The 26,699-nt window shown below is 73.2% G+C and carries 26 protein-coding genes and 1 pseudogene; 8 read left to right on the top strand and 19 right to left on the bottom strand.

Annotated features, from left to right (window positions below):
- The first annotated feature begins 277 nt into the window (after positions 1-277).
- Complete coding sequence (gene corA, locus MOJ79_RS00090) at positions 278-1,258, top strand: magnesium/cobalt transporter CorA (protein WP_119354018.1); 981 nt, start codon at positions 278-280, stop codon at positions 1,256-1,258.
- 88 nt (positions 1,259-1,346) lie between these two features.
- Here corA and MOJ79_RS00095 read toward each other — a convergent pair whose 3' ends face one another.
- The 5 genes from MOJ79_RS00095 to MOJ79_RS00115 form a co-directional block, all read right to left on the bottom strand.
- Entirely contained in the window at positions 1,347-2,219 is an 873-nt protein-coding gene (locus tag MOJ79_RS00095) for an alpha/beta fold hydrolase (protein WP_241922316.1), read from the bottom strand.
- A 29-nt stretch (positions 2,220-2,248) separates the two neighbouring features.
- Positions 2,249-3,469 (bottom strand): 6-phosphofructokinase, encoded by a 1,221-nt coding sequence (locus tag MOJ79_RS00100; RefSeq protein WP_241922317.1) that lies wholly within the window; start codon positions 3,467-3,469, stop codon positions 2,249-2,251.
- A gap of 76 nt (positions 3,470-3,545) precedes the next feature.
- The gene (locus tag MOJ79_RS00105; RefSeq protein ID WP_241922318.1) at positions 3,546-4,418 is read right to left on the bottom strand and encodes a pirin family protein; all 873 of its coding nucleotides are present in this window, start codon (positions 4,416-4,418) and stop codon (positions 3,546-3,548) included.
- Positions 4,419-4,559: 141 nt separating this feature from the next.
- Positions 4,560-4,796 (bottom strand): hypothetical protein, encoded by a 237-nt coding sequence (locus tag MOJ79_RS00110; RefSeq protein WP_241922319.1) that lies wholly within the window; start codon positions 4,794-4,796, stop codon positions 4,560-4,562.
- A gap of 91 nt (positions 4,797-4,887) precedes the next feature.
- Positions 4,888-5,268, bottom strand: a complete 381-nt coding sequence (locus tag MOJ79_RS00115; RefSeq protein ID WP_119293129.1) for a YraN family protein — start codon at positions 5,266-5,268, stop codon at positions 4,888-4,890.
- Between MOJ79_RS00115 and rsmI the strand changes: the two genes are divergently transcribed.
- From rsmI to MOJ79_RS00130, 3 genes are all read left to right on the top strand, one after another.
- Entirely contained in the window at positions 5,261-6,184 is a 924-nt protein-coding gene (rsmI, locus tag MOJ79_RS00120; RefSeq protein WP_241922320.1) for a 16S rRNA (cytidine(1402)-2'-O)-methyltransferase, read from the top strand. The two genes, MOJ79_RS00115 and rsmI, sit on opposite strands and share 8 nt — an antisense overlap.
- Entirely contained in the window at positions 6,174-7,079 is a 906-nt protein-coding gene (locus tag MOJ79_RS00125) for an alpha/beta fold hydrolase (RefSeq protein WP_241922321.1), read from the top strand. The genes rsmI and MOJ79_RS00125 overlap by 11 nt, the downstream gene beginning before the upstream one ends.
- A 103-nt stretch (positions 7,080-7,182) precedes the next feature.
- Entirely contained in the window at positions 7,183-8,898 is a 1,716-nt protein-coding gene (locus MOJ79_RS00130) for an FMN-binding glutamate synthase family protein (protein WP_241922322.1), read from the top strand.
- A gap of 12 nt (positions 8,899-8,910) precedes the next feature.
- On the opposite strand, the gene MOJ79_RS00135 is transcribed toward MOJ79_RS00130, so the two are convergent.
- The 14 genes and pseudogenes from MOJ79_RS00135 to MOJ79_RS00205 all read right to left on the bottom strand — a co-directional run bounded on the left by MOJ79_RS00135 (position 8,911) and on the right by MOJ79_RS00205 (position 22,835).
- Complete coding sequence (locus MOJ79_RS00135; RefSeq protein ID WP_119355239.1) at positions 8,911-9,543, bottom strand: glutathione S-transferase N-terminal domain-containing protein; 633 nt, start codon at positions 9,541-9,543, stop codon at positions 8,911-8,913.
- Between the two features lie 95 nt (positions 9,544-9,638).
- Positions 9,639-10,910, bottom strand: coding sequence for an amidohydrolase family protein (locus tag MOJ79_RS00140; RefSeq protein ID WP_241922323.1), 1,272 nt, complete (start codon positions 10,908-10,910; stop codon positions 9,639-9,641).
- A gap of 49 nt (positions 10,911-10,959) precedes the next feature.
- Positions 10,960-12,369 carry an O-antigen ligase family protein gene (locus MOJ79_RS00145; protein ID WP_241922324.1) on the bottom strand — a complete coding sequence of 470 codons (1,410 nt, stop codon included), beginning with the start codon at positions 12,367-12,369 and terminating at the stop codon, positions 10,960-10,962.
- Between the two features lie 83 nt (positions 12,370-12,452).
- Positions 12,453-12,893: a pilin gene (locus tag MOJ79_RS00150; RefSeq protein WP_272885345.1), complete on the bottom strand. Its 441-nt coding sequence runs from the start codon at positions 12,891-12,893 to the stop codon at positions 12,453-12,455.
- Between the two features lie 45 nt (positions 12,894-12,938).
- On the bottom strand, positions 12,939-13,160 hold the full coding sequence (locus MOJ79_RS00160; RefSeq protein ID WP_241922325.1) for a hypothetical protein: 222 nt from the start codon (positions 13,158-13,160) through the stop codon (positions 12,939-12,941).
- 123 nt (positions 13,161-13,283) lie between these two features.
- A complete protein-coding gene (locus MOJ79_RS00165) occupies positions 13,284-13,697 on the bottom strand; it encodes a DUF4143 domain-containing protein (RefSeq protein ID WP_241922326.1) in 414 nt (137 codons plus the stop codon).
- A gap of 148 nt (positions 13,698-13,845) precedes the next feature.
- Positions 13,846-14,193, bottom strand: a pseudogene (locus MOJ79_RS00170) (AAA family ATPase); the annotation flags it as partial.
- Positions 14,194-14,253: 60 nt separating this feature from the next.
- Positions 14,254-15,462, bottom strand: a complete 1,209-nt coding sequence (locus tag MOJ79_RS00175) for an ABC transporter permease (protein ID WP_241922327.1) — start codon at positions 15,460-15,462, stop codon at positions 14,254-14,256.
- Complete coding sequence (locus tag MOJ79_RS00180; protein WP_241922328.1) at positions 15,462-16,211, bottom strand: ABC transporter ATP-binding protein; 750 nt, start codon at positions 16,209-16,211, stop codon at positions 15,462-15,464. Before MOJ79_RS00180 ends, MOJ79_RS00175 begins: the two co-directional genes overlap by 1 nt.
- Positions 16,208-17,521, bottom strand: a complete 1,314-nt coding sequence (locus MOJ79_RS00185; protein WP_241922329.1) for an efflux RND transporter periplasmic adaptor subunit — start codon at positions 17,519-17,521, stop codon at positions 16,208-16,210. Before MOJ79_RS00185 ends, MOJ79_RS00180 begins: the two co-directional genes overlap by 4 nt.
- Positions 17,518-18,954 (bottom strand): efflux transporter outer membrane subunit, encoded by a 1,437-nt coding sequence (locus tag MOJ79_RS00190; RefSeq protein WP_241922330.1) that lies wholly within the window; start codon positions 18,952-18,954, stop codon positions 17,518-17,520. Before MOJ79_RS00190 ends, MOJ79_RS00185 begins: the two co-directional genes overlap by 4 nt.
- A gap of 123 nt (positions 18,955-19,077) precedes the next feature.
- A complete protein-coding gene (locus MOJ79_RS00195; protein ID WP_241922331.1) occupies positions 19,078-20,559 on the bottom strand; it encodes an AMP nucleosidase in 1,482 nt (493 codons plus the stop codon).
- A 71-nt stretch (positions 20,560-20,630) separates the two neighbouring features.
- The gene (locus MOJ79_RS00200; RefSeq protein ID WP_241922332.1) at positions 20,631-22,457 is read right to left on the bottom strand and encodes a pyruvate kinase; all 1,827 of its coding nucleotides are present in this window, start codon (positions 22,455-22,457) and stop codon (positions 20,631-20,633) included.
- A gap of 54 nt (positions 22,458-22,511) precedes the next feature.
- The gene (locus MOJ79_RS00205; RefSeq protein WP_241922333.1) at positions 22,512-22,835 is read right to left on the bottom strand and encodes a rhodanese-like domain-containing protein; all 324 of its coding nucleotides are present in this window, start codon (positions 22,833-22,835) and stop codon (positions 22,512-22,514) included.
- Positions 22,836-23,107: 272 nt separating this feature from the next.
- Between MOJ79_RS00205 and MOJ79_RS00210 the strand changes: the two genes are divergently transcribed.
- The 4 genes from MOJ79_RS00210 to MOJ79_RS00225 are packed head-to-tail and all read left to right on the top strand — an operon-like array spanning position 23,108 to position 26,588.
- Positions 23,108-24,466 (top strand): NAD(P)/FAD-dependent oxidoreductase, encoded by a 1,359-nt coding sequence (locus MOJ79_RS00210; RefSeq protein ID WP_241922334.1) that lies wholly within the window; start codon positions 23,108-23,110, stop codon positions 24,464-24,466.
- Between the two features lie 18 nt (positions 24,467-24,484).
- The gene (locus tag MOJ79_RS00215) at positions 24,485-24,832 is read left to right on the top strand and encodes a hypothetical protein (protein WP_241922335.1); all 348 of its coding nucleotides are present in this window, start codon (positions 24,485-24,487) and stop codon (positions 24,830-24,832) included.
- 13 nt (positions 24,833-24,845) lie between these two features.
- Positions 24,846-25,913, top strand: a complete 1,068-nt coding sequence (locus tag MOJ79_RS00220; protein WP_241922336.1) for an SLAC1 anion channel family protein — start codon at positions 24,846-24,848, stop codon at positions 25,911-25,913.
- Positions 25,914-25,949: 36 nt separating this feature from the next.
- Positions 25,950-26,588 (top strand): MBL fold metallo-hydrolase, encoded by a 639-nt coding sequence (locus tag MOJ79_RS00225; protein ID WP_241922337.1) that lies wholly within the window; start codon positions 25,950-25,952, stop codon positions 26,586-26,588.
- The last annotated feature ends 111 nt before the right edge of the window (positions 26,589-26,699 follow it).

Here is a 26,699-nt window from a genome sequence, read left to right on the forward strand (position 1 = left end):
GCGGGCCCGCCCGGGTCAGTGTGCCGCCGAAGGTCCCGCGTGACAAGCCGATGACAGCCGCCTTCGCCGCGATCGCCGATGCCATAATCGGCGGCTGTTTCTCGGAGACCGCACGTTGGATCAGAGTCACCCTCGGTGACCGTCCACTCCGGATCGGCCGCTGGCGGCGGGCTCGGCCCGACACGACCGCCCGGGGCTGCGGGGTGAGACGGTTTCCACTCGTCACCCCGCCCGCAGCCGGACCCCTTCGCGGCCCTGCGTGGCGCCGGAGATCGCCATGCTCAACGTCTTCACGCTGGCCAACGGGCGTTTGGTCCAGCAAGAAATCGACAGCGCCGCCGCGCTGGCCGACCTGCGGCCGGTGTGGGTCGACCTCGAGTCGCCGACCGCCGAGGAAAAGGGCTGGATCGCCGGGCGCTTCGGTCTCGTGATTCCCGAGGACGTCGCCGACGAGGACATCGAGGAATCGGCGCGCTTCTACGAGGAAGACAACGGCGAGGTGCACATCCGCTCCGACTTCCTGATCGAGAACGACGACGAGCCGGGCGGCAAGACGGCGCGCAACGTGCGCGTGGCCTTCATCCTGCGCGACAACGTGCTGTTCTCGGTGCACGCCGAGGACCTGCCGGTGTTCCGCCTGCTGCGCCTGCGCGCGCGGCGCACGCCGGCGCTGATCGAAGACGCGAAGGACGTGCTGCTCAAGCTCTACGACACCGACGCGGAATACTCGGCCGACGTGCTCGAGGGCGTCTACGACAGCCTCGAGAAGGTCAGCGCCAGCGTGCTGGGGCAGAACGCCAACGTCACCGACGCGGTGGCCGCCGAGGCGCTGGCGGCGATCGCCCGCGAGGAGGACCTCAACGGGCGCATCCGCCGCAACGTGATGGACACGCGCCGTGCGCTGAGCTTCCTGATGCGCAGCCGCATGCTCAACGCCGAGCAGTTCGAGGACGCGCGCCAGATCCTGCGCGACATCGACTCGCTCGACAGCCACACGGTGTTCCTGTTCGACAAGATCAACTTCCTGATGGACGCGACGGTCGGCTTCATCAACCTGAACCAGAGCCGCATCATCAAGATCTTCTCGGTCGCGTCGGTCGCGCTGCTGCCGCCGACGCTGATCGCCAGCGTCTACGGCATGAACTTCGAGCACATGCCCGAGCTGAGCTGGCGCTTCGGCTACCCGTTCTCGCTGGTGCTGATGGCGCTGAGCGTCGCGACGCCGTTCTGGTACTTCAAGCGCAAGGGCTGGCTGTAGCGGCGCCGCCGCGGTGCGCATGAGCGGGCGGGCAAGATCGCTGCCCCGACGTCGCGCCGAGGCCGCGGCCCGAGACCGCGGCGCGGGTTCAGCAAGCCAGCCCGCCAAGGAACGCGTCGTACGCGGCGACGAACTCGTCGCACCGCTCGAAGTACGGCAGCGCGCCGGTCGGAAACACCGTGAAGTGCCAGTTCGCACGCGCTTCGACGACGCGCTTGCCGCGGTAGTCGGTGAAGTCGCCGCGCACGCCGTGGCTCATCCACACCGGCAGCGCGAGCGACTCGTACAGCGTCGTCACGTCGGCGCTGAACAGGTGGCCGGCGAGGAAGTGCAGCGGCGCGAACTCGGCGCCGGGCTGGCGCGTCGTCAGCACGTCGAAGCGCCACAGGTCCTCGTCGATCGCCTTTGCACCCCAGGTGCGCTCGAGGAAGTAGCGGATCACTCCCGGGCGCGTCAGCTGGCGGAACAGCACCCCACCCCAGCCGGGGCCGCGCAGCGTGCGGTACAGCAACGGCACGCTGCGAGTGCTGCCCGGCGCGCCGCGAAACGCGCGCGTGCCGCGAAAGCCGGTCGGGCTCACGAGCGCGAGGCTGCGCAGCGTGCCCGGGCGCTCGACGGCGGCGCGCGCGGCGAACTCGCAGCCCAGCGACACCGCGAGTACGTCGGGCACGTCTGCGGTTTCGCGCTGCATCGCCTCGAGCGTCGCGAGCAGTGCATCGGTCATCAGCCGCGGCGTGTAGGCGCGGTCGCTGCGCTCGGAGGCGCCGAAGCCCGGCAGGTCGGGCGCCCAGACGCGGCGCGTGCGCGCGTAGTGCTCGAACAGCGGGCGCACCTCGGCCGCCGAAGCCGCCGCGTTGACGCTGTGCACGAGCAGCAGCGCGCGCGTGCCGGCGGGGCCGGCGACCCAGGCCGCGACGCGCCCCGTCGCCGCGGTTCCGACCTCGACAAGCTCGCCCGCCACCGGCGGGGGCAGCGGCGGCGCGGGCGCGCTCACCGCCCCCGACCCAGCACCTTCGGCACCGGCGCCGGGCGCAGGCGGAACGCGTCGGGCATGCCCGAGCCGAGCAGCGGGCGCAGGTACAGGCGAAACGCGTCGGTGACGTCGGTGCCGCTGGCGGCGATGAAGGCATCGTCCATCGTGCGCGTCTTGCCGGCCACCATCTCGAGCGGCTGAAGCTTGTAGTCGACCGAATAGAACCCGGTGCGCTCGATCGCCACGCTGCCGTCGCGGTCGCCCCACAGCGCGTACTGCACCGCCTTCTCGCCGACTTCGCGCGCCTCGCGCTGGTCGACGTCGCTGACGCAGCCGACGAAGCTGCGCTGCAGGTAGCCGAAGGTGTCGCCGCGCACGCGCTTGATCTTCAGCTTCGTCCTGATCTCCTCGCACAGCAGGTCGGCGAGCGCGCCGCTGCCCGACAGCTGCACGTTGCCGTGCGCGTCGTGTTCGAGGTCCTTCGCGAGCCGTGCCGCGATCGGCGTGCCCGACCCGTCGTGGATGCCTTCGCTGACCGCGATCACGCAGCGCCCGAGGCGGTCGTACGTCGCCTTGACGTCGGCGAGGAAGCGCTCGAGCGCGAACGCGCGCTCGGGCACGTAGATCAGGTGCGGGCCGTCGTCGTCGAACTTCTTGCCCAAGGCGGAGGCGGCAGTCAGGAAGCCGGCGTGCCGCCCCATCACGACGCCGACGTAGACGCCCGGCAGCGCGGCGTTGTCGAGGTTCGCGCCGGCAAACGCCTGCGCGACGAAGCGCGCCGCGCTCGGGAAGCCCGGCGTGTGGTCGTTGCCGACGAGGTCGTTGTCGATCGTCTTCGGGATGTGGATGCTGCGCAGCGGGTAGCGGGCCGCGCGCGCCTCGTCGGCGACGATGCGCACCGTGTCGGCGCTGTCGTTGCCGCCGATGTAGAAGAAGTGCGCGATCTCGTGCGCGCGCAGCACCTCGAAAATCTGCTGGCAGTACTGCAGGTCGGGCTTGTCGCGCGTCGAGCCGAGCGCCGACGCGGGCGTGTTCGCGACCAGCTCGAGGTTGTGGCTCGTCTCCTGCGTCAGGTCGACGAAGTCCTCGTCGACGATGCCGCGCACGCCGTGGCGCGCACCGTAGACGCGCGTGACGCCGTGGTGCCGCCGCGCCTCGAGCACGACGCCGACGAGCGACTGGTTGATGACGGCGGTCGGGCCGCCGCCCTGGGCGACGAGGATCTTGCCGGACGACATCGCGCACCTCCTGGATCGACGCTCACGGGCACTGTACGCCCGAAGCCGGGCCAGAGGCGCGCCTGCCGCGCGCCCGTCAGGCGAGCCGGCCGGCCTGGAAGTCGCGCACGGCCTGGAAGATCTCGTCGTGCGTGTTCATCACGAACGGGCCGTACTGCGCGATCGGCTCGTTGAGCGGCCGCCCGGCGATCAGCAGCGCGCGCGCCCCGTCGGGGCCCGCGGCGAGCACGACGCCGTCGCTGCCGGGCGTGTTCGCGAGGATCGCCATGCGCTGCACCGGCACCGCGGTGCCTTCGATCGCGACGCTGCCGCGGTACACGTAGACGAACGCGTTGTGCGCCGCCGGCAGCGGCTGCGCGAACGGCGCGCCGCCCGGCAGGTGCAGGTCGAGGTACAGCGGCTCGGTCGTCTCGCGCTGCATCGCACCGGCCACCCCGTGGCTCGCGCCCGCGATCACGCGCACCGTGACGCCGTCGACCGTCGTCACCTCGGGGATCTCGGCCGACGGGATGTCGCGGTACCACGCCGGGCGCATCTTGTCCTTCGAGTGCAGGTTCAGCCACAGCTGGAAGCCTTCCATGCGGCCCTCCTCCTGCTCGGGCAGCTCGCTGTGGATCACGCCGCGCCCGGCCGTCATCCACTGCACGCCGCCGGGGCCGAGCAGGCCTTCGTGGCCGGCGCTGTCGCGGTGGCGCATGCGGCCTTCCAGCATGTACGTCACGGTCTCGAAGCCGCGGTGCGGGTGGTCGGGGAAGCCCGCGATGTAGTCGTCGGGGTTGTCGGTGCCGAACGCGTCGAGCATCAGGAACGGGTCGAGCCGGCGCTGCAGGTCTTGCGTCAGCACGCGCGTGAGCCTGACGCCGGCGCCGTCGCGGGTCGGCGTGCCGGCCACCAGGCGCTCGACGCTGCGCGGGCGGGTGACGGAAAGGGGCAGGGTCGGCGTGTCCATGGCGTGCACTGTACGGGCCGGCGGCGGCCGCGGGGTTGAGCGCGATTGCACGCCGCGTGCAGCATCGGTGGGGCCCGCAAGCGACGAGGCCGCCGCGGGGTGTCCCGCCGGCGGCCTCGAACGCGGCGACGCGGGTGATGCCTACTTCGTCGCCTGCACGACCTTCGCGTCGGCGCGCGCCGGCGCGCGGGTCGTCGCGGCCGTGGCCGTCGATGCACGCGCGTCGCGCGCCGGCGTCGTCGCCTTGGCGGCCTTCGGCGGCGGCACTTCGTCGTGCAGGCCGTCGGCCATCTTGTCGTCGCAGCCCATCCCGGCCAGCGCGACACCGCTCGCGCCGGCGAGCGCCAGCGCCACGATCCAATGCGGGAGACCCTTCATCACGTGCACCTCCGAACCAGCGAGGCACATGCCTCGCGGCCGATTCTGGGGCCGCGCCGCGCCCGCGCCAAGCCCGGGGGCATCGCGCGGCTCAGGCACCGGCGTCGAACGCGCCGCGCAGCCACTCGATGCGTTCGCCGTCGACGGCCACGACGTCGAAGCGGCACGGCGGCGGGCTCGGCCAGCGCAGCAGGAAGTGCTGCGCCGCGCGGATCAGCCGCCGCTGCTTGGCCGCGCCGACGCTGGCCGCCGCGCCGCCGTGCGACGCGTCGCGGCGCGCGCGCACCTCGACGAAGACCAGCGTGCCGTCGCGCTCGCGCACGATCAGGTCGACTTCGCCGGCAGGCCGGTGCGGGCCGCCGCCGACCCGATAATTGCGCGCGACGAGACTCAGGCCCTCGCGCTGCAGGTGCGCCAGCGCCAGCGCCTCGGCCGCGTCGCCCACCTGCCTGGTCGTCCGTCGCTTGAGCATCGACTCCACCCTGAAGCGCGCGGCCGCCGAGGCCGCCGGTGCGCAGCAGTATCCGGCAGCGACGCTGTACGTCGTCGCCACACCGATCGGCAACCTCGCCGACCTGACGCTGCGCGCGATCCACGCCCTCGCGCTCGCCGACGCCGTCGCGTGCGAGGACACGCGCGTCGGCGGCGCGCTGCTGCGCCACCTCGGCCTGGACAAGCCGCTGCTCGCGCTGCACGAGCACAACGAGCAGGCCGCGGCTGCGGCCGTCGTCGAGCGCCTCGCGCGCGGCGAGCGCGTGGCCTACGTCAGCGACGCCGGCACGCCGGCCGTCTCGGACCCCGGCGCGCGGCTGGTGGCGGCGGCGCGTGCGGCCGGCCACCGCGTGCTGCCGCTGCCCGGCGCGAGCGCCGTCACGACGGCGCTCAGCGCCGCCGGCGACGCACACGCGCAGGGTTTCCGCTTCGCCGGCTTCGCGCCGGCCAGGGGCGCCGAGCGCGAGCGCTGGCTGCAGGCGCTGCACGCCGACGACGGCTGCGTCGTCGCGTTCGAGGCGCCGCACCGCATCGAGGTGCTCGCGCGCGCGCTGGCCGCGCTCGACGCGCAGCGCCCGCTGACGATCGCGCGCGAGCTGACCAAGCAGTTCGAGACGGTCGCGACGATGCCCGCCGGCGCGCTGCCCGGCTGGCTCGCCGCCGACGCCGACCGCCGCCGCGGCGAGTTCGTGCTCGTGCTGCACGCGCGCGCGCCGGTGCCGCGCGACGACGCGGCGTCACCGGCGCTGGCCGAGGCGCTGCGCTGGCTGCCGGCGCTGCTGGCGGCGCTGCCGCTGAAGCAGGCGGTCGCGATCGCGGCGCAGGTGACGGGCGCGCCGCGCAACGCGCTGTACGGGCGCGCGCTCGCGCTGAAGGACGCCGACGATGGACGCTGACGGCTGGTTCGACGGCTTCGACGCCGGCGAGTACGAGGTCAACGGTGTGCGCCTGTTCGCGCGCACCGGCGGGCGCGCCGACGCGCCGCCTCTCGTGCTGCTGCACGGATTCCCGCAGACGCACGCGATGTGGCACCGCGTCGCGCGCCGGCTCGCGCCGCACTTCCGCCTCGTGCTGCCCGACCTGCGCGGCTACGGCGACTCGGCCAAGCCGCCGGGCGGTGCCGACCACGCCGCCTACGGCAAGCGCGCGATGGCCGCCGACGTCGTCGCGCTGATGCACTCGCTCGGCCACGCGCGCTTCTTCGTCGCCGGCCACGACCGCGGCGGCCGCGTCGCGCACCGCCTCGCGCTCGACCACCCGCAGGCGGTGGCCCGGCTCGCGGTGATCGACATCGCGCCGACGCTGGACATGTACGTCGCCACCGACATGGCGTTCGCGCGCGCCTACTACCACTGGTTCTTCCTGATCCAGCCGGCGCCGCTGCCCGAGCGGCTGATCGGCGCCGACCCGCGGTTCTACCTGCACGCCAAGCTCGGCGGCTGGGGCAGCGGCGGCCTCGCGCACCTCGAGCCGAGGGCGCTGGCCGAGTACGAGCGCTGCTTCGCGCGCGCCGACGCGATCCACGCTGCGTGCGAGGACTACCGCGCGAGCGCCGGCATCGACCTCGAGCACGACCGCGCGTCGCGCGAGCGCGGCGAGCAGATCGCCTGCGACCTGCTCGTGCTGTGGGGCGAGCGCGGCGTCGTGCACCGGCTGTTCGACCCGCTGGCGCTGTGGCGCGCGCAGTGCGCCGGCACCGTCAGCGGGCACGCGATGCCGGCCGGGCACTTCATCCCCGAAGAGCGGCCCGCCGAGACGGCGCAGGCGCTGCTCGACTTCTTCGCGCGCTGACACCGCCCGCCGCGATCTGGCACCGCGACGCCGGTCTTTTCGCGCCGTCGCCGGCGCCGCGCGCGCCTACGCTGCACGCACCGTCACTGCGCCCGGAGGCCGCATGCACGCCTGGCTCGCCCGCGTCGACTCGCTGTTGCCGCTGCGTTACGGCGCCTGGTTCGCGAGCGCCGGGCTCGCGCTGGCCGGTGCGCTGTGGTGGGCCGCCGGCGGCCCCGCGCTGCCGGCGCTCGCCGGTGCCGCGCTGGTGGCGCTGGGCTGGCGCGACGTGCGCCAGTCGCGCCACGCGGTGCTGCGCAACTACCCGGTGATCGGGCACCTGCGCTTCCTGTTCGAGTTCGTGCGCATCGAGATCCGGCAGTACTTCATCGAGGGCGACAACGAGGCGACGCCGTTCTCGCGCACGCAGCGCAGCCTCGTGTACCAGCGCGCCAAGGGCCAGCCCGACAAGCGCCCGTTCGGCACCCAGCTCGACGTGCACGCCGACGGCCACGAGTGGATCAACCACTCGCTGGTGCCGACGGTGCTCGCCAGCCACGACTTCCGCGTGCCGGTCGGCGACGCGGCCAACGGCTGCACGCAGCCGTACGCGGCGAGCGTGTTCAACATCTCGGCGATGAGCTTCGGGTCGCTGAGCGCCCACGCGATCCTCGCGCTCAACGCCGGCGCGAAGAAGGGCGGCTTCGCGCACGACACCGGCGAGGGATCGATCAGCGCCCATCACCGCGTGCACGGCGGCGACCTGATCTGGGAGATCGGCTCGGGCTACTTCGGCTGCCGCGACGCGCGCGGCCGCTTCGACCCCGCGCGCTTCGCAGCGCAGGCCGCCGACGCGCAGGTGCGCATGGTCGAGGTCAAGCTCAGCCAGGGCGCCAAGCCCGGCCACGGCGGCGTGCTGCCGGGGCCGAAGGTCACGCCCGAGATCGCCGCCGCGCGCGGCGTGCCGGTGGGCGTCGACTGCGTCAGCCCGGCGCGGCACAGCGCGTTCGACACACCGATCGGGCTGCTGCAGTTCGTGCATCGGCTGCGCGAGCTGTCGGGCGGCAAGCCGGTCGGCTTCAAGCTGTGCGTCGGCCACCCGTGGGAGTGGTTCGCGATCTGCAAGGCGATGCTCGCCACCGGCCTCGCGCCCGACTTCATCGTCGTCGACGGCGCCGAGGGCGGCACCGGCGCGGCGCCGCTCGAGTTCAGCGACCACGTCGGCGCGCCGCTGCAGGAAGGGCTGCTGCTCGTGCACAACACGCTCGTCGGGCTGGGTCTGCGCGATCGCGTGCGGCTCGGCGCGTCGGGCAAGATCGTCAGCGCGTTCGACATCGCGCGCGCGATGGCGCTCGGCGCCGACTGGTGCAACTCGGCGCGCGGCTTCATGTTCGCGCTCGGGTGCATCCAGGCGCAGACCTGCCACACCGGCACCTGCCCGACCGGCGTGACGACGCAGGATGCGCGCCGCCAGCGCGCGCTCGTCGTCCCCGACAAGGCCGAGCGCGTCTGGCGCTTCCACCAGAGCACGCTCGAGGCGCTCAAGGAGCTGACGCAGGCCGCGGGCCTCACGCACCCGGGCGAGTTCCGCACGACGCACATCGTGCGCCGCGTCAGCAGGAGCGAGGTGCGGCTGCTCGCGAACCTGCTGCCGCAGGTGCGCCCGGGCGAGCTGCTCGCGGCGGTGCGCGGCGAGGCCGACTGGCCGCACAACGTGTACCGGCTGTACTGGCCGCTGGCCGATGCGGCGACGTTCGCACCGGCCGGCACGCCGCCCGCGGCCGCGCCGGTCGCCGGTGGCATCAAGGTGCGCCGCAGCGACGAAGTGGCCGTGGCCTGACGGGCCGCGCGCTCAGGCCACCGGCGCCATGCCCGGCGGCGCGGTATCGACGAAGCTCGGCCGCGCGGCGAGCTTGTCGTAGAGCTTCTTCAGGTTCGCGTAGTCGGTGCGCCAGTCGATGTGCGCGAAGCGGAAGTCGAGGTAGCCGAGCGCGACGCCGACCGCGATGTCGGCCAGCGACAGGTGGTTGCCGCCGGCGCACCACGCACGGTCGCCCAGGCCCAGGCTCATCGCCTTCAGCGACGAGTGCACGCGGCTCATCTGGCGGTCGATCCAGGCCTGGCAGCGCTCGCTGTCGCGCCGGCCCGACCAGGTCTGCTCCATGCGCGCGGCCACCGCGGCGTCGAGCAGGCCATCGGCCAGCGCCTCCCAGGTGCGCACCTCGACGCGCTCGCGCCCCGACGGCGGGATCAGCTTGCCCACCGGCGACAGCGTGTCGACGTACTCGACGATGACGCGCGAGTCGAACACGGCCTCGCCGCCTTCCATCACCAGGCAGGGCACCTTGCCGAGCGGGTTGGACTTGAGCACCGCGTCGCTGGCCCACGGGTCCTCGACGATGAAGTGGTAGTCCAGGCGCTTCTCGGCCATCACGACGCGCACCTTGCGCACGTAAGGGCTGGTCAGTGAGCCGATGAGCTTCATGGATGCCTGGGTCCGTCCGTCGGGTTGTCGCGTGTAACCGATTCTAGCGATCGCCTCCCGCGCGCCCGCCGAGCGGGAGGCGGGCCGCCGTGCCTTCAGCGCGGCCGCGTGAAGTCCACCGTCGCCGGCCGGCCGGGCAGGTGCAGCGTGCTGGCCGCGGCCGGTGAGCGGGCGATCACCTCGCCTGCGCGCACCACGAGCAGGCGTGTCGCCCGCAGGCGGATCGCCTCGACCGGGTCGCGCGCCTGAAGTAGCAAGAAGTCGGCCCGGCAGCCGGGTTCGAGGCCGTAGCCGTCGAGCCCGAGCAGGCGCGCCGCGTGGACCGTCACGGCGTCGTAGCACGCGCGCATCGCGTCGGTGCCCGTCATCTGCGCGACGTGCAGCCCCATCGCGGCGACTTCGAGCATGTCGGCGCTGCCGAGCGGGTACCACGGGTCCATCACGCAGTCGTGGCCGAACGCGACGGTGACGCCGGCGGCCATCAGCTCGGGCACGCGCGTCATGCCGCGGCGCCTGGGGTAGGTGTCGCGGCGGCCTTGCAGCGTGATGTTGATCAGCGGGTTCGCGACGACGCCGACGCCGGCCTCGGCGATCAGCGGGATCAGCTTGGCGACGTAGTCGTTGTCCATCGAGTGCATCGACGTGACGTGCGAGCCGACGACGCGCCCGTGCAGCCCGAGGCGCTGCGCGTGGAACGCCAGCGTCTCGATGTGGCGGCTCATCGGGTCGTCGCTCTCGTCGCAGTGCATGTCCACGCGCAGCCCGCGCTCGGCCGCGAGCTCGCACAGCACGCGCACGCTCTCGGCGCCGTCAGCTGACGTGCGCTCGAAATGCGGGATGCCGCCGACGACGTCGACGCCGAGGTCGAGCGCTCGCTTGAGCTGCGCCAGCGCACCGGGCGAGCGCAGCAGCCCGTCCTGCGGGAACGCGACGAGCTGCAGGTCGAGGTAGGGCTTGACGCGCTCGCGCACGTGCAGCAGCGCCTCGACGGCGAGCAGCCGCGGGTCGCACACGTCGACGTGCGAGCGGATCGCGAGCAGCCCGCGCGCCACCGCCCAGTCGCAATAGGCCAGCGCACGCTCGACGATCGCGTCCTGCGTCAGCTGCGGCTTGAGCTCGCCCCACAGCGCGATCCCTTCGAGCAGCGTGCCCGCGCGGTTGACGCGCGGTGTGCCGTAGGTCAGCGCCGAGTCGAGGTGGAAGTGCGCATCGACGAACGGCGGACTGACGAGCCAGCCGGCCGCGTCGATCACCTCGACGCCAGGCGGGGCCTGCAGGTTCGGGCCGACCGCGGCGATGCGGCCGTGCTCGACGAGGAGGTCGATGCCGGTGCGGCCGTCGGGGAGGGTGGCGTGGCACAGCAGCATGAATTCAGGTTAGCGCAGCCTGATCTCACTCGTGCGGGCCGGCGGCTGGCTAAAACCAGCCATGAACCCAGAAGCGGGGGCTCAACCTGGGTGAAGGCGGAAACCTCTCGATCTGTACCTGCAGGTGCTGCCGCAGGTCGCGCACTTCGGGCGCGATCTCCCACAACAGCCAGACCAGCAGCAAGAGGGCGATCCACGGTAGCGGTCGCCGCACGAGCTCGACACCGTGACGAATCGGCGCGGCATCCGCGTCCGCCTGTGTTCCCCGCATCCACGCCACGGTCCAACCGCCCACGAAGGCGATCCAAACCTGGGATACCGGCATCACGAAGTTGCCCGAGAAGGCGCCATCGACGGCAATCGCGATCCACGTCGTCAGTAGTGCGATGCCTTCCAGTCGGAATGGCATGTCGCTGGACCTGCGCGCGGCCGCCGCAAGTCGCCTTAGTCCCAGCACGGCGGCGACGAGCAGCAGCGCGAGCATCGGCAACCCCCATTCCGCCGCCACCTGCAGATAGACGTTGTGCGGGTGCGCCGCCTTGAGATTCACTTCGTGGGCAAAGTGCATTGGTCCAACGCCCAGCCACGGCGATCGTGCCACCTGCTGCAGGGCAATGTCCCACAAGTAATAGCGTGCGTGCACGCTGCTTTCGCGAGCGCCGTGGTAAGCCTCGGCGGCATCAGGGGTGGCGCCGGTCCAGGCGGGCAGTACGCCGAACGCCAAGACGTAGAGCAGCGCCGCCGCGATTGCAGCAAACACGGTCGCACGCAAAAGCGGCCACGCGGCACGACCGAACAGCAGCACGGCCGATCCAAACCCGACACCGAGAGCCATCAGTGTCGCGCGACCCCCCGTCGCGATCAGCAGTGCGTAACCGCCGACAAGAGCAGCTGCGGCCGCGGCACGCCAGCGCCGCCCCGATGCCGACAGCGCCGTGCCAAGTGCCAGCAACGGCAGCGCCACCGTCTGGACGTGGTTGAAGAAGCGGTAGTTGTCGTAGCCGACGAACAGCTCGGCGCGTTCGAGCGGTTGCCCGCTGACGTGGATTGCTGCCACGAGCAGCCAGACCACCGTGACGTACAACAGTGACGCGACGACCACGGTGCGCACGAACTCATCGCGACGCCCCTGGTGTCTGGCGACGATGGCGGCAATGCACAGGCAGCCGGCGATCACCGCGACCTCGCGCCAGGCCATCGACGGCACAGCGGCAAGTGCGGTCGACGCGAGCCCGAGCACGACGGCACCGATTGCCCCGGCCACCGTGCCAGCAGACCACACTCCAAGGGGGCGGGCCGTGGCTGACGGCGATGTCAGCGCCACGGCACAAATCAGTGCCAGCCCCAGTTGCGCGATGCGCGCCGTGTCGTATGGCCTCACGCCGCTCACGACACTCAGCAGCAACGGAACGAGCACAAGACAGGCATAGACACCATGGCGAATTGTCGGAACGCGCATGAGGGTACAGGAGCCGGAACGGTAGAAATACAAATGGGGCCCCAAGGGGCCCCATCTGCTTTGTGGTCGATCGTTGCCGTCAATCAGGTGCCGGTCGCGTTACGGCATTCAGCAGGCACGTACTTGAAGTTTGCCGCAGCCGTCGAGCACCGCCAGTCGATCACCCCCTCAGCCGTAAGCGTCGGTGTGTACGTCAACTGCACGCCCTTGGCAGCCGCCGTACCGGTGACGGTAATGACTCCGGTGGTGTCGTTGCATGTGCTGGCGGCAGTATTCTTCGTATCAGTGCTGATGTTCGTTACACCGGCACATGCGCCGGAAGCCAAGGGCAGACTCGTGCCTGCATTGGCGATGTTCTCACCGACCGTCGCCTTCATGCCCGACGCTTGGATCGCCAGTTCCGACACACGCGAGCGAACCGTGTAGTCCTGGTAGGCCGGCAGCGCGACGGCGGCCAGGATGCCGATGATCGCGACGACGATCATCAGTTCGATCAGCGTGAAACCTTGTTGCACTCGCTTCATGAATCGCTCCTTTGCGATGGGGGTGAAGGACAGGGACGGCTCGCTTCATGCGAAGGCCGTGCCAGCCCGGCGTGCGGGCGCATTCGTGACGCAGCTCACGCGGCGGCGCGCCCGGATGCGCAGCAGCTGACCAAACGCGTCACCCGCGGCCGACCGGCTGTGCCGCGCGCCGACGAAACGCGTCACTCGTCGCACGGCGCGGTCGGCGCCGCGGGCCTTGGCCGGGTCCATCACGCGTGGCCCCTCGACGCGCAGTGCCAGCGCCATCGCCACGAGGCGCTGGCGCCCGAACGACGCGAAGACGCGCGGCGGTTGCAGGTCGTCCAACGCCTGCCGAAGGCCGCGTCTGCGACGCCTGCGGCCACCCGGCCGGTCTGAAAGCCGGCGGGGTCAGGTGCCGGCCAAGGCAGCTGCCAAATCGTTCACGCCCACGACCTCGACGCGGGGCTCGAGCGGATAGCGCCGCGCCACGGGCGCCACGACGAACGCGCGTTCCAGCCGCAGGTCTTCCAGCGCCTGCCAGAAGCCGACGCGCCGGCCGCGGTGCTCGACGACGAGGTCGATCTCGGCGCCCGCCGCGGTGCGGTAGAAGCCGAGCGTCGCGTCGGCGGGCACCGCGCCGGCCACCTGCTCGACGACGAATCCTTCCCACGATGCGCCAGCCACGGGGTGGCCCTGCAGCGCGGCGACGTCGGTGATGCCCAGCAACGCGTGCAGCAGCCCGCTGTCGCGCACGTACACCTTCGGTGATTTGACGAGCCGCTTGCCCGCGTTGGGCAGCACTGGCTGCAGGCGGCGCACCATCAACGCGTCGACCAGCGTGTCCAGGTACCGGCCGACGGTGGTGTGCGCCGCGCAGCCAACGCGACTGCAGCGCCGGCAAGTCGGGCTGCAGTTCCGACGCGAGAAAGGGCGTCAACTCGACGGTAGCCGCCCGGCCGGCCAGCGATTCGGCGCCTTGCCGCAGCAGCCCGCCCGACGCAGACCCCAGCAGCAGGAACCGCCCCGGGCGTCGGTCGTCGTCGATCTCTGGCCGCAGGGCCGCGAACAGCCCGGGGGCCAGCTGCACCTCGTCGAGCACGACGAGACGGTCGCGCAGCGTGGGCAACAGCAGCTCGGGCTGGCGCAGCGCGGCGCGGTCGGACTCGCGTTCGAGGTCGAAGAAGGCCGCCCCCGGGTAGCGCGCCGCGACGGCGCGCGCCAGCGTGGTCTTGCCCACCTGCCGCGGACCGACGAGCACCACGGCCGGGAAGCAGCGCAGACGCTCCTGCAGCGTGGGCTCGGCCTGGCGGGGCAGCATGGTTGCACGTTGAGCGGCGCACGCTCAATTTGCAATGCTTTGCACGCCGACGCCGGCGGTCTACTCGTGCCGCAGCGCCTCGATCGGGTCGAGCTGCGCGGCGCGGCGCGCCGGGAAGTAGCCGAACAGCACGCCGATCGCCGCGGCGAACGCGAACGACAGCACGTTGATCGCCGGGTCGAACAGGTACGGCACGCCCATCACGCCGGTCAGCGCGATCGACGCGGCGGTCGCGATCACGATGCCCACCAGCCCGCCGAGCGCGGCGAGCACGACGGCCTCGATCAGGAACTGCAGCAGCACCTCGTGGCCGAGCGCGCCGATGGCGAGCCGGATGCCGATCTCGCGCGTGCGCTCGGTCACGCTGACGAGCATGATGTTCATGATGCCGATGCCGCCCACGAGCAGGCTCACCGCGGCCACGGCGCCGAGCAGCGTCGTCATCACTTGCGTCGTGCTCGACAGCGTCTGCGCGAGCTGCTGCGTGTCGAGCACGTTGAAGTTGTTCTCGTCGCCGTCGGCGAGCTTGCGCCGCTCGCGCAGCAGGCGCGTGAGGTCGGCCTTGACGCGTTCGGCGTCGGCGCCGTCGTCCATCGAGACGAGCAGCGTGCCGACGTTGAGGTTGCCGGTCAGCCGCCGCTGCACGGCGTTGATCGGCATCACGACGACGTCGTCCTGGTCCATGCCCATCGCGGCCTGGCCTTTGCTGCGCAGCAGGCCGATGACTTCGCAGCTGACGTTGCGCACGCGCAGGCGCGAGCCCACCGGCTCCTCGGCGCCGAACAGCTCGCGGCGCACGGTGGCGCCGATCACGCACACCGCGCTGCCGGCGCGCAGCTCGGCCTCCTCGAAGGTGCGGCCGTCGGCCAGCGTCCAGTTGTTGGTCTCGAAGTAGGCATTGGTCGTGCCGTGGACGACGGTCGACCAGTTGCGCGCGCCGTACACCGCCACCGCGCCGGTGGCCGCCTGCGGCGCGACGCTGCGCACGCCGGGCACCTGCGCGGCGATCGCCTCGGCGTCGGCCTGCCGGAACGGCGGCGCACCGGCGGCGTCGCGTCCGGGGCCCAGCCGCTGGCCCGGGCGCACCATCAGCAGGTTGGTGCCCAGGCTCGTGATCTGGTCTTGCACGGCCTGCGTCGCGCCGCGGCCCACCGTGACCATCGTGATCACCGCCGCGACGCCGATCACGATGCCCAGGATCGTCAGGAACGAGCGCAGCAGGTTGCGCCGGATCTCGCGCAGCGCCAGCAGCAGCGTGTTCCACCACATCAGCGCGTCTCCGCCGCGGCGGCGTCCAGCGGCGCCTGCGCGCGGTCGCTGTCGATGCGCCCGTCGCGGAAGCGCACGACGCGCCGCGCGTAGGCGGCCATGTCGGGCTCGTGCGTGACCATCAGCACCGTGATGCCGCGCTCGCGGTTCAGGCCGGCGAGCAGGTCCATGATCTCGCGCCCGCGCTGCGTGTCGAGGTTGCCGGTGGGCTCGTCGGCGAGCAGCACCGTCGGGTTCGTGACGAGTGCGCGCGCGATCGCGACGCGCTGCTGCTGCCCGCCCGACAGCTCGGCCGGCGTGTGGTGCTCGCGCCCGGCCAAGCCGACCGCGGCCAGCGCCTCGCGTGCGGCGGCGTGGCGCGCGGCGCGCGGCGCGCCGCGGTACAGCAGCGGCAGCTCGACGTTTTCCTGCGCCGTCGTGCGCGGCAGCAGGTTGAAGCCCTGGAACACGAAGCCCAGGTGCCGGCGGCGCAGCAGCGCGCGCTGGTCGCGGTCCATGCGCTGCACCGGCACGCCGCGGAACAGGTAGGCGCCGGCGCTGGGCGTGTCGAGGCAGCCGAGGATGTTCATCGCGGTCGATTTGCCCGAGCCGCTCGGGCCCATGATGGCGACGAATTCGCCTTCGTCGATGTCGAGGTCGATGCCGCGCAGCGCGGCCACCGCGGCCGAGCCGCTGCCGTAGACCTTGGTCACGCCGCGCAGGCGGATCAGCGGCGTGAAGGTCGCCGGGGCGGCCGTGGCCTCGCTCATCGCGCCGCGCCCGTGGTCTGGCCGACGATGACCGCCATCCCGGGCTGCAGCTCGTCGCTGGTCACCTCGGTCTGGCGGCCGTCGCTGGCACCCGGCTTGACCGGCACCGCGCGCGGCTGGCCGCCCTCGAGCACCCACACCTGGCGCACCTGCGCGATGTTCGTGCCGGCGCGGCGCGGCGGCTGCCCGGCGCCGGGCGGGCGCGGCATCATGCTCGAGACGAAGCTGCTGCCGCCGCCGGCGCGTGGCGCGGCAGCCGCCGCCTGCGGCGAGTAGCGCAGCGCCGCATTCGGCACGAGCAGCACGTCGGTGCGCTCGGTGGTCGTGATCGTCGCGGTGGCCGTCATGCCGGGGCGCAGCGACAGGTCGTCGTTGTCGACGCTGAGGTCGGTCAGGTACGTGACGACGTTGTCCTTGACCGTCGAGCCGTAGCCCACGCGCAGGACCTTGGCCGGGTAGCGGCGGTTCGGGTACGAGCTGACGGTGAAGCTGGCCGCCTGCCCCTCGCGCACCTGGCCGACGTCGGCCTCGTCGACGTTGACCTGCAGCTTCATCTGCTTGAGGTCCTCGGCGAGCGTGAACAGCGTGACCGCCTGCAGCGACGCGGCCACCGCGTTGCCCGGCTCGACGGCGCGCGACAGCACGACGCCGTCGATCGGCGAGCGGATCGACGCCTTGCGCAGGTTGGTCTCGTTGCTGCTGAGCGTCGCGCGCGCCTGCTCGACGCCGGCGCGCGCGCTGGCGACGTTGGCCTCGGCGCGCGCGGCCGCGGCCTGCGCGGCGTCGAGCTCGGCCGCCGACGGCACGAGGCCGCCGCTGCGCTGGCTGACGTCGCGCAGCCGCGCCAGCGTGTCGCGCGCCTCGGCGGCGGTCGCGCGCGCCTGCGCGAGCGCGGCCTCGGCAGCGGCCAACGCGGCGCGCGACGCGGCGACCTGGTCGCGCAGCCGCGCGTCGTCGAGCTCGACGAGTACCTGGCCCTTCTTCACGCGGTCGTTGACGTCGACGTGCACGCGCGCGACCGTGCCCGACAGCTCGCTGCCGATGGCCACCTGGCGGATCGGCTGCAGCGTGCCGCTGGCGGTGACGGTCACCGTCAGCGCGCCGCGCGCGACCGGCTGCGTCTGGTACTGCGGCGCCGACGCGGCCTGGCGCTGGCCGAGCCACCACCAGGCGCCCGCGGCAGCCACCGCCAGCAGCACGGCGCCGATCCACACGCCGGGGCGGTGCCACCAGCGCGTGCGGCCGCCGCCCGGCCCGAGCAGGGCGTCGAGCGCGTCGGTGTCGGGGGCGTCACGGGCGGGCGTGTTCATCGCGAGGCGGTCGGTGTCGGTTCGGGGGTCCAGCCGCCGCCCAGCGCCTTGTACAGGCGCACGTGGGCGGTGGCGAGCGTGGTCGTCGTCGCGGCGACGGCGTCTTCGGCGGCGAGCAGCGTGCGCTGGCTGAGCAGCACGTTCTGGAAGTCGACCAGCCCGCTCGCGTAGCGCTGCTCGGCGAGCACGGCGGCGCGGCGTGCCGACGCGGCGGCGGCCTGCTGCGCGGCGAGCTGCTCGCGCGTGCGCGCCAGCGACACCAGCGCGTCCTCGACCTCCTGCAGCGCGGCGAGCACGGCGGCGCGATAGCCCGCGGCGGCCTCGTCGCGCGCGGCCTCCTGCTGGCGCACCTGCGCCTGCAGCCGCCCGGCGTCGAACACCGGCACGCTGACGCTGGCCGCGAGCGACGCGACGCCGGCGCCACTGCCCAGCGCGGTGAGGCTCAGTGCGCTCAGGCCGATCGAGCCGCCGAGCGTGAAGGCCGGCAGGCGCTGCAGGTCGGCCTGCTCGACGCGCGCGGCGGCGGCGGCGAGCCGCCGCTCGGCGGCCTGCACGTCGGGGCGCTGGCGCAGCACGTCGGCCGGAAACGCCACCGCGAGGTCGGCGGGCACGGACGGCGGCACGGCGTCGTCGCGCGCCGCCAGCTCGGCATGCAGCGCGCCGGGCGCGCGGCCGGTGAGCACCGCGAGCGCGTTCATCGCCTGCTCGGCGGCACCGGCCAATGCGGGCAGCTGCGCGCGCGTCTGCTCGACCGCGGTGCGCGCCTGCGCGACGTCGAGCTCGGTCACCAGCCCCGCGTCGCGGCGCCACCGCGTGATCTGCAGCGTCTGCTGCTGGCTCGCGAGGTTGCGCCGCGCGATCGCCTCGCGCGCCTGCGTGCCGCGCAGCTGCAGCAGCGTGAGCGCGACTTCGGCCGCGACGCTCACGCGCGCCTGCGCGAGCGTCAGCGCGCCGGCGCGCTCGGTCGCGTCGGCGGCGCGCACGCCGGCCGCGCCCGCGCCCCACAGGTCGGCCTCCCAGCTCGCGTCGAGCCCGGTGCGCCAGCTCTCGGTGGTGCGGCCGGTGGCTTCGCTCCAGTTGCCCTGCGCCGAGGCACTCGCGCCCAAGCGCGGCTGCAGCCCGGCGGCGGCGAGATCGCGCGCCGCGCGCGCCTGGCGCAGCCGCGCCTGCGCGACGTCGATGTCGGTGTTCGCCTGCAGCGCCTGCGCGACGAGGCCGGGCAGCGCCGGGTCGCCGAAGCGCGTCCACCACTGCGCGAGGTCGGCCGGCGCGGCGGCGGGCACCGGCGCGGTCCACGCGGCGGGCACCGGGTCGGCCGGCGGCGGCGCGCTCGGCTGCTGCAGCGACGCGCAGCCGCTGCCGAGCAGCGCCAGCGCCACCCAGGCCAGGCGGCGTGCCGCGCGCAGCGTCGTGGTCGGGTCGGGTGTCGTCACGGGGGGCGGTCTTCGTCGTGCCGGCGTCGCGGCGCATGACACAGGTCAAAACGATGATGCCCGCGGCGCGTTTCGGCCGTGCGGCCGCGCGTGAAGCTTCGTGAAGCGCGTGGGGCGCCCCCGTTACTGGAACGCCACCTCGGCGAAGCTGCGCAGCTTGCGGCTGTGCAGCGCCTCGAGGCGCTGGCCGCGCAGGATGTCGAGCGCGCGCATGCCGATGCGCAGGTGCTGGTCGACGCGCTCGCGGTAGAACGCGTTGGCCATGCCGGGCAGCTTGATCTCGCCGTGCAGCGGCTTGTCGGACACGCACAGCAGCGTGCCGTACGGCACGCGGAAGCGGAAGCCGTTGGCGGCGATCGTCGCGCTCTCCATGTCCAGCGCGATCGCGCGGCTCTGGCTGAAGCGGCGTTCGGGCCCCGGGTGCGGCAGCAGCTCCCAGTTGCGGTTGTCGGTGCTGGCCACGGTGCCGGTGCGCAGGATCTTCTTCAGCTCCCAGCCGCGCAGTTGCGTGACGTCGGCCACCGCCTGCTCGAGCGCGACCTGGATCTCGGCCAGCGCCGGGATCGGCACCCACAGCGGCAGCTCCTCGTCGAGCACGTGGTCCTCGCGCACGTAGCCGTGCGCGAGCACGTAGTCGCCGAGCTGCTGCGTGTTGCGCAGCCCGGCGCAGTGGCCGAGCATGATCCACGCGTGCGGGCGCAGCACGGCGATGTGGTCGGTGATCGTCTTCGCGTTGGCCGGGCCGACGCCGATGTTGACCATCGTGATGCCGCTGCCGTCCGGGCGCACGAGGTGGTACGCGGGCATCTGCGGCATGCGCGGCGGCGGCGCGCCGGCGTCGTCGCCGGGCTCGGCCGGCAGCCCCGCGCGGCGCGTGACGACGTGTCCCGGCTCGACGAACGCGACGAAGTCGCTGTCGGTGCGCGCCATCAGCGCGTGGCCCAGGCGCACGAACTCGTCGACGTAGAACTGGTAGTTCGTGAACAGCACGAAGTTCTGGAAGTGCTCGGCCGCGGTGCCGGTGTAGTGGCGCAGCCGGTGCAGCGAGTAGTCGACGCGCGGCGCGGTGAACAGCGCCAGCGGCTGCGGCTCGCCGGGCTTGGGCTCGTGCGTGCCGTTGGCGATGCCGTCGTCCATCGCGGCGAGGTCGGGCAGGTCGAACAGGTCGCGCAGCCGCAGCCTGCGCTCGGCGTCGAGCGGGCCGTCGAACGCGGCGTCGTCGGCGAGCGCGAAGTGCACCGGGATCGGCTGCGTGCCGGTGCCGACCTCGAGCGGCACGCCGTGGTTGCGCAGCAGCAGCTCGAACTGCTCGCGGTAGTAGCGCGCGAACAGGTCGGGGCGCGTCAGCGTCGTCTCGTAGACGCCGCGCCCGGCGACGAAGCCGTAGGCCAGCCGCGAGTCGGCGCGCGCGACGGTGTCGGTGCGCACGCGCACGAACGGGTAGCACGCGCGCACCGGCTGCGCCGGGTCGCGGCCGGCGACGTAGCGCTGCAGCGCGTCGCGCAGGTGCTGCACGCTGGCGGCGTAGATGCGCTGCACCTGCGCGAGTGCGGCGTCGGCGTCGTCGAACGACGCCGGTGCGACGAAGGGAGGTGACGAGGTCATGGGCGGGACGGGGTCGGCCGAGGCGCCGATTGTGCGGGCTGCGCCGGCGCGGCCCCGCGCGCGGCACGGGGTCAGGGCGTCGCGGCGGCGGGCTCGGCCCACGCGCGCAGTGCGCGCAGCAGCGAGCGCTTCTTGGTCTGGTGCGACTGCATGCGCACGAGGATGTCGTCGAGTGTGGCGATCGCCTCGACGAGGTGCGGGCCCTTGTTGAGCATCACGCACTCGGCGCGCACGCCCATCGCGGCGTCGGTGATCTCGGCGCGCGACGGCGCGCCGCCCTTGGCCAGGCTCTCGAGCACCTGCGTGGCCCAGATCACCGGCACGCGCGCCGCCTCGGCCGCCCACAGGATCTCCTCCTGCACCTCGGCCAGCCGCTCCCAGCCGCATTCGACGGCGAGGTCGCCGCGCGCGATCATCACGCCGGCAGCCGGGTGCGCGAGCGCGGCCAGCAGCAGCTCGGGCAGCTGCTCGAAGCCGCGGCGCGTCTCGATCTTCAGCACGAGTGCGAGGTGCGACGCGCCGCGCTCGGCCAGTGCGGCGCGCAGCGCAGCGACGTCGTCGGCGTCCTGCGCGAACGACAGCGCGACGATGTCGGCGATGCGCACCGCGACGTCGAGGTCGGCGCGGTCCTTCGCGGTCAGCGCCGGCAGCGCGAGACGGCTGTCGGGCAGGTTGATGCCCTTGTCGGCGCGCAGCAGTGCCCCGCCGTCGCGCGTGCGCGTGATGCGCACGTCGAAGCCGTCGGCGTCGGTGGCTTCGATGACGCCGCCGATGCGCCCGTCGTCGAACCACACGCGCTCGCCGGCACGCACCTGCGCGAACACCTCGGGCAGGGTGCAGCCGATGCGCAGCGCGCCTTCGGCATGCAGCGCGGCATCGGCGTCGCGGCACACGCGCAGCAGGTCGCCGGGGACGAGCTCGAGGGCGCCGGCAGCGCGCGGCAGGCCGCCGACGCCGGTGGTCTGCACGCCGCGCGGGCCGGGGTGCAGCAGCCGCACGCCGGGCGCAAGGTAGGTGGTGTGCGTGCACTCGGCGACCGCGCGGCGGCCGTCGGCAGCGACGACGGTCCAGTGGCGCTGCGCGCCGCGCGCATCGACGAGGTCGATCGCGTCGCCGGCGCGCAGCGCGGCGCACCAGTCGGCGTCGACCTGCACCGAGTCCGCCTCGGGCGACGGCGTGTCGCCTTCGGCCACCAGCACGACGCGCGCCGGCGCCTGCACGCGGCCCCAGGCGTCGCGCTGCGGCTTGAGCTTGAGCACCGCCGGCCCGGGCGGCAGCGCGCCGGTGCGCAGCTTGGGGCCGGCGAGGTCGAACTGCACGCGCACATGGCGCCCGGCCGCTGCCGCCGCCTGCCGCACGCGCGCGGCCATCGCGGTCCAGGACGCGGCGTCGCCGTGCGCGGCGTTGATGCGCGCGACGTCCATGCCGCGCGCCACCAGCGCCGCGACCAACGCGTCGTCGTGCGCGGCCTCGTCGGGCAGCGTGACCATGATGCGCACCGTGCGGCCGTCGGGCGCCGCACCGAACAGCGCGTCGGCGTGCGCGGCGAGCTGCTGCCGACCGCCCATCGAGGCGCTCGGCGCAACCGCCGGCTCGCCGAGCAGGCGGTGCAGCACGCCGAGCACGCGCTCGAGCGCCGGCAGCACGTCGGCCTCGGCGCGGCCGAGCGACGACAGTCCATGCCGCGCGAGCGCGTCCTGCAGGCTGCGCAGGTCGTGCCGGCGCAGCGCGAGGTAGTGCACGAGGTTGCGCGCGCTCGCGCGGTGCCGCGCGTCGACGGCCTGCAGGCGCGACGCGAGGCGACGCTCGTCGGCGAGCATGTCGGCGCGCAGCGTGGCCAGCCGATCGGCGAGCGCGCGCCACTCGGCGACGTCGCCGTCCGGCGTCGAGGTCTCCATCGACGCCCAGTGTGGGACGGGTGCGTGGCAGGCGCGTGACAGCGCCGCCCGCGCTCAGGCGGCGGCCACCGGCAGGCCGTGCAGGCGCCACATGCCGATGCCGCCCTGCAGGTTCGAGACGTGGTTGTGGCCGTGGTGGACGAGGAACTGCATCGCCTGGAAGCTGCGCGCGCCGCTGGCGCAGGCGATGATCAGTTCGCGGTCGCGCGGCAGCTCGTGGTAGCGCTGCGCGAACTGCGACAGCGGCATCTGCACGACGTTCGGCGCGTCGAACGCGAGCCGCTGCACCTCGCCGGGCTCGCGCACGTCGATCAGCAAGGCACCAGCGCGCAGGTGCTCCAGCGCGGTCGCGGGGTCGATCTGTCTCAGGCCGTGCATGGTTGGATCCTCGGCGGGGGCGCGGCAGTCAGCGCCGTGTATGCGTACTCAATCATGCACCAATCTTGAGACGCCCGGGAGGTCTTGATCTGGATCACGTGTCGCAACCATCGGGAACGTATGATACCTCACTGGGTATCAAAGACGCCAACGGCACCCGCAATCCGGGCGGGAGTCTTGACAGGCATCAAGGCCGCCGGCCGCCGCACGGGTCAGGCTGCACACCGTGCGGCGGGACCGCCGCCGCACGGCGCATGATGAAGGAGACCGTCATGATCCGAGACCCCATCCCCGCGCCCGGCGCATTGGCCGACGCGTCGCGGCGGCGCTGGCTGCAAGGCGTCGGTGTGGTCGGCCTGGCGGCGGGCGGCGCGGCGCTGGTGCCGGCCGGCGCCGCGCGCGCTGCCGCGCTGAAGACCCACGCGCGCATCGTGATCGCCGGCAGCGGGCTCGGCGGGCTGGCGATCGCCAACCGCCTGAGCCGCATGCTCGACGGCGCAAAGATCACCGTCGTCGACGCGAAGAAGGAACACAACTACCAGCCCGGCTACACGCTGGTGGCCACCGGCGTGTGGCCGGTGGGCAAGGTGCGCGACGCGAACGCGCGCTTCATGCCCGCCGGGGTCGAATGGGTGCAGGAGATGGTGGCCGAGTTCGACCCCGCGGCCAACACCGTCGTGACCACCAGCGGCAGGCGCATCGGCTACGACTTCCTCGTCGTCGCCACCGGCCTGCACCTGGACTACGCGCAGATCGAGGGCATGGACGTGGGCGCGATCGGCCGCGACGGCCTGGCCAGCGTCTACGCCAGCCCGCAGGCGGCGCAGGCGACGTGGAGCGCGCTCGACGCATTCCGCAGGCGCGGCGGCACCGCGCTGATGACGCTGCCCGCCGGGCCGCTGAAGTGCGCCGGCGCACCGCTGAAGATGACGTTCATGGTCGCCGACCGGCTGCGCCGGGCCGGCACGCTCGCCGCGTCGAAGATCCTGTTCCACACCGGGCTGCCGCAAGACACCGTGTTCGGCGTCAAGGTCGTCAACGACAAGGTGCTCGCGTACTGGGACGCGTTCGGCGTCGAGCGCCACCACCTGAGCAAGCTGGTGGCGGTGGACATCGGTGCGCGGCGCGCGACCTTCGCGAGCCCCGAGGGCGATCGGCAGGAGGTGCCGTACGACTTCCTCCACGTCGTGCCGCCGATGCGCGCGCCCGACGCGGTCAAGAACAGCGCGCTGGCCGCGCAGGACGGGCCGATGGCGCCCGGCGGCTGGCTCGAGGTCGACAAGGACACGCTGCGCCACAAGCGCTTCCCGAACGTGTTCGGCATCGGCGACATCAACGGCACGCCGCGCGGCAAGACCGCCGCGACGGTCAAGAAGAGCGCGCCGATCGTCGCGCACAACCTGGTCGAGGTCGTCGCCGGCCGCGACGCCGACCAGAAGTTCGACGGCTACACCTCGTGCCCGCTGATCGTGCGCGAAGGCTCGGCGATGCTGATCGAGTTCGACTACGACGGCAGGCTGACGCCGTCGCTGCCGATGATCGAGCCGCTGCAGGAGAGCTGGATGGCGTGGCTGATGAAGTACCGCATGCTCAAGCCCGCGTACCTCGCGGTGCTCAAGGGCCGCGTCTGACGCGCGCAGGAGAACGCCATGTACGAGATCTGGCTCGTGATCAACATCGTCTGGGAGATCGCGCTCGACCTGTGGCCGCTGCTGCTCGGTGCGGCCGTGCTGTGGGCCGCGCTGATGGTCACCGCGCTGCGCCGCCGCGGCGCGAACTGGCGCGGCGGCGTCAAGTTCGCGCTCGGCGCCGCGGTGCTGGCGGCGGTGGCCACCGTGCTGTGGCTGCCGGGGGCGACGCAAGCGTCGCTCGCCGACATGGCCTACTGGGTCGACTGGGCCAACCTGCTGGCGCTGGCCGCCGGCTTCGGCCTCGTCGCGGCCGCGTTCGCGTGGCCGCTCGGTGCGATGGCCGGCAGCCGCCGGGCCACACCCTGAGGAGGAGGCACGCGTGACGACCTCGACATCGCCCAACCCGCAAGCCGCCGCGACCGCGACGCGGGCCGTGCTGCCCAAGCTGCGCTACCTGTTTCCCGGCTGGTACGCGATCGTGATGGGCCTGACCGGCCTGGCACTGGCGTGGCACCGCGCCGAGCCGCTGATGGGCGCGATGGCCACCGGCGTCGCGCTCGTCGTCGGCGCGCTCGCGGCCGGCGTGTTCGCCGTGCTCGCGGTGGCCACCGTGCTGCGCGGCCTCTACCACGCCGACGCGTGGCGCGAGGACCGCCTGCACCCGGTGCGCCACAGCTTCGTCGCGACGCTGCCGATCGCGATCCTGCTGCTGGCCACCGTCGCGGTGGCGCTGCTCGGGCCGTCGTGGTGGGCCGGTGCGCTGTGGTGGCTCGGCTGCGGCAGCCAGCTCGTCGCCACCATGTGGGTGCTCGGGCGCTGGTGGCGCGGCAACCAGAACGCGAACCTGAAGGAAGGCCTGCCGCCGGGGCTGGCGTGGGCCGGCGTGACGCCGGCGCTGTTCATCCCGGTCGTCGGCAACGTGCTGCCGCCGCTGGCCGGCGTGCCGCTCGGTCACGCCGAGTGGGCGGCCGCGCAGTTCGGCATCGGATTGCTCTTCTGGCCCGTCGTGCTGACGCTGGTGCTGGTGCGCATCGCCGTGCAGGGCATGTTCCCCGAGCGCCTGCTGCCGACGGTGTTCATCCTGATCGCGCCGCCGGCGGTGTCGGCGCTCGCGCTGCTGCAGCTCGGCGCGCCGCTGCCGGTGGCGTGGGCGCTGTGGGGCATGGCGCTGTTCACGCTGCTGTGGGTGGGCACGCAGCTGCGGCGTCTGGCGGCGCTGCCGTTCTCGCTGCCGCACTGGGCGCTGTCGTTCCCGCTGGCGGCGCTCACGGCGCTGACGCTGCGCCTGGCCTCGCCGGGCAGCGCGATCGCGCTGGCCGGCGTCGTGCTGCTGGCGCTGACCTCGCTCGTGATCGCGGGGCTGCTGCTGGGCACACTGCGCGGGCTGCGCGACGGCAGCCTGCTCGCGCCCGAGCCGGTGGCGCCGATCGCGACGCCCGCGCGCTGAGCACGCGGCGAGCCGGCGTGCGGTAGGCTGCGCGCGATGCTGCGCTACCTGACCGTCCCCGTCACGCCGTTCGCCCAGAACTGCTCGATCGTCTGGTGCGACCACACCCTCGACGCCGTCATCGTCGACCCCGGCGGCGACCTGCCGCGGCTGCGCGCCGCGGTGGCCGAGCTCGGCGTGCGCCCGGTGGCGATCTGGCTCACGCATGCACACATCGACCACGCCGGGGCCACCGGCACGCTCGCGCGCGAAGAGGGCCTGCCGGTGATCGGCCCGCATCCGGGCGACCAGTTCTGGATCGACGCGCTGCCGCAGCAAAGCCGCATGTTCGGCTTCCCGCCGGCCGAGCCGTTCACACCGACGCGCTGGCTCGCCGACGGCGACACGGTGCGAGTCGGCGACGAAGTGCTCACCGTGCGCCACTGCCCGGGCCACACGCCGGGGCACGTCGTGTTCCACAGCGCGGCGGCGCGGCGCTGCTTCGTCGGCGACGTGCTGTTCGCCGGCAGCATCGGACGCACCGACTTCCCCGGCGGCAGTCACGAGCAGCTGATCGCGAGCATCGTCGAGCGGCTGTGGCCGATGGGCGACGACACCGTGTTCATCCCCGGCCACGGGCCCGAGAGCACGTTCGGGCGCGAGCGGCGCGACAACCCCTACGTCGGCGGCACCTGACGGGCCGCGGCGTCGTCGTGACGCACCACCGTGTGGAGCCCCGGGCACAGGCCGTACCGGCCGCGCCCTCGCAGAGCTCGGGCCCCTTCGCCCGTCCGTGCGTGCGCAGGC

This window comes from Calidifontimicrobium sp. SYSU G02091 (assembly GCF_022631395.1).
Lineage (GTDB): Bacteria > Pseudomonadota > Gammaproteobacteria > Burkholderiales > Burkholderiaceae_C > Calidifontimicrobium > Calidifontimicrobium sediminis.

Excerpts from the sequence above, each read along its gene's own strand:
- MOJ79_RS00180 (WP_241922328.1), bottom strand. The coding sequence starts at position 16,211 with ATGAGCGAGGCCACGGCCGCCCCGGCGACCTTCACGCCGCTGATCCGC.
- MOJ79_RS00210 (WP_241922334.1), top strand. The coding sequence starts at position 23,108 with ATGATCCGAGACCCCATCCCCGCGCCCGGCGCATTGGCCGACGCGTCG.
- MOJ79_RS00140 (WP_241922323.1), bottom strand. The coding sequence starts at position 10,910 with ATGCTGCTGTGCCACGCCACCCTCCCCGACGGCCGCACCGGCATCGAC.
- MOJ79_RS00105 (WP_241922318.1), bottom strand. The coding sequence starts at position 4,418 with ATGGACACGCCGACCCTGCCCCTTTCCGTCACCCGCCCGCGCAGCGTC.
- MOJ79_RS00125 (WP_241922321.1), top strand. The coding sequence starts at position 6,174 with ATGGACGCTGACGGCTGGTTCGACGGCTTCGACGCCGGCGAGTACGAG.
- MOJ79_RS00185 (WP_241922329.1), bottom strand. The coding sequence starts at position 17,521 with ATGAACACGCCCGCCCGTGACGCCCCCGACACCGACGCGCTCGACGCC.
- MOJ79_RS00135 (WP_119355239.1), bottom strand. The coding sequence starts at position 9,543 with ATGAAGCTCATCGGCTCACTGACCAGCCCTTACGTGCGCAAGGTGCGC.
- MOJ79_RS00130 (WP_241922322.1), top strand. The coding sequence starts at position 7,183 with ATGCACGCCTGGCTCGCCCGCGTCGACTCGCTGTTGCCGCTGCGTTAC.
- MOJ79_RS00195 (WP_241922331.1), bottom strand. The coding sequence starts at position 20,559 with ATGACCTCGTCACCTCCCTTCGTCGCACCGGCGTCGTTCGACGACGCC.
- MOJ79_RS00100 (WP_241922317.1), bottom strand. The coding sequence starts at position 3,469 with ATGTCGTCCGGCAAGATCCTCGTCGCCCAGGGCGGCGGCCCGACCGCC.
- MOJ79_RS00160 (WP_241922325.1), bottom strand. The coding sequence starts at position 13,160 with ATGGCGCTGGCACTGCGCGTCGAGGGGCCACGCGTGATGGACCCGGCC.
- MOJ79_RS00115 (WP_119293129.1), bottom strand. The coding sequence starts at position 5,268 with ATGCTCAAGCGACGGACGACCAGGCAGGTGGGCGACGCGGCCGAGGCG.
- corA (WP_119354018.1), top strand. The coding sequence starts at position 278 with ATGCTCAACGTCTTCACGCTGGCCAACGGGCGTTTGGTCCAGCAAGAA.
- MOJ79_RS00150 (WP_272885345.1), bottom strand. The coding sequence starts at position 12,893 with ATGAAGCGAGTGCAACAAGGTTTCACGCTGATCGAACTGATGATCGTC.
- MOJ79_RS00175 (WP_241922327.1), bottom strand. The coding sequence starts at position 15,462 with ATGTGGTGGAACACGCTGCTGCTGGCGCTGCGCGAGATCCGGCGCAAC.
- MOJ79_RS00205 (WP_241922333.1), bottom strand. The coding sequence starts at position 22,835 with ATGCACGGCCTGAGACAGATCGACCCCGCGACCGCGCTGGAGCACCTG.
- MOJ79_RS00165 (WP_241922326.1), bottom strand. The coding sequence starts at position 13,697 with ATGGTGCGCCGCCTGCAGCCAGTGCTGCCCAACGCGGGCAAGCGGCTC.
- MOJ79_RS00215 (WP_241922335.1), top strand. The coding sequence starts at position 24,485 with ATGTACGAGATCTGGCTCGTGATCAACATCGTCTGGGAGATCGCGCTC.
- MOJ79_RS00225 (WP_241922337.1), top strand. The coding sequence starts at position 25,950 with ATGCTGCGCTACCTGACCGTCCCCGTCACGCCGTTCGCCCAGAACTGC.
- MOJ79_RS00145 (WP_241922324.1), bottom strand. The coding sequence starts at position 12,369 with ATGCGCGTTCCGACAATTCGCCATGGTGTCTATGCCTGTCTTGTGCTC.
- MOJ79_RS00110 (WP_241922319.1), bottom strand. The coding sequence starts at position 4,796 with ATGAAGGGTCTCCCGCATTGGATCGTGGCGCTGGCGCTCGCCGGCGCG.
- MOJ79_RS00200 (WP_241922332.1), bottom strand. The coding sequence starts at position 22,457 with ATGGAGACCTCGACGCCGGACGGCGACGTCGCCGAGTGGCGCGCGCTC.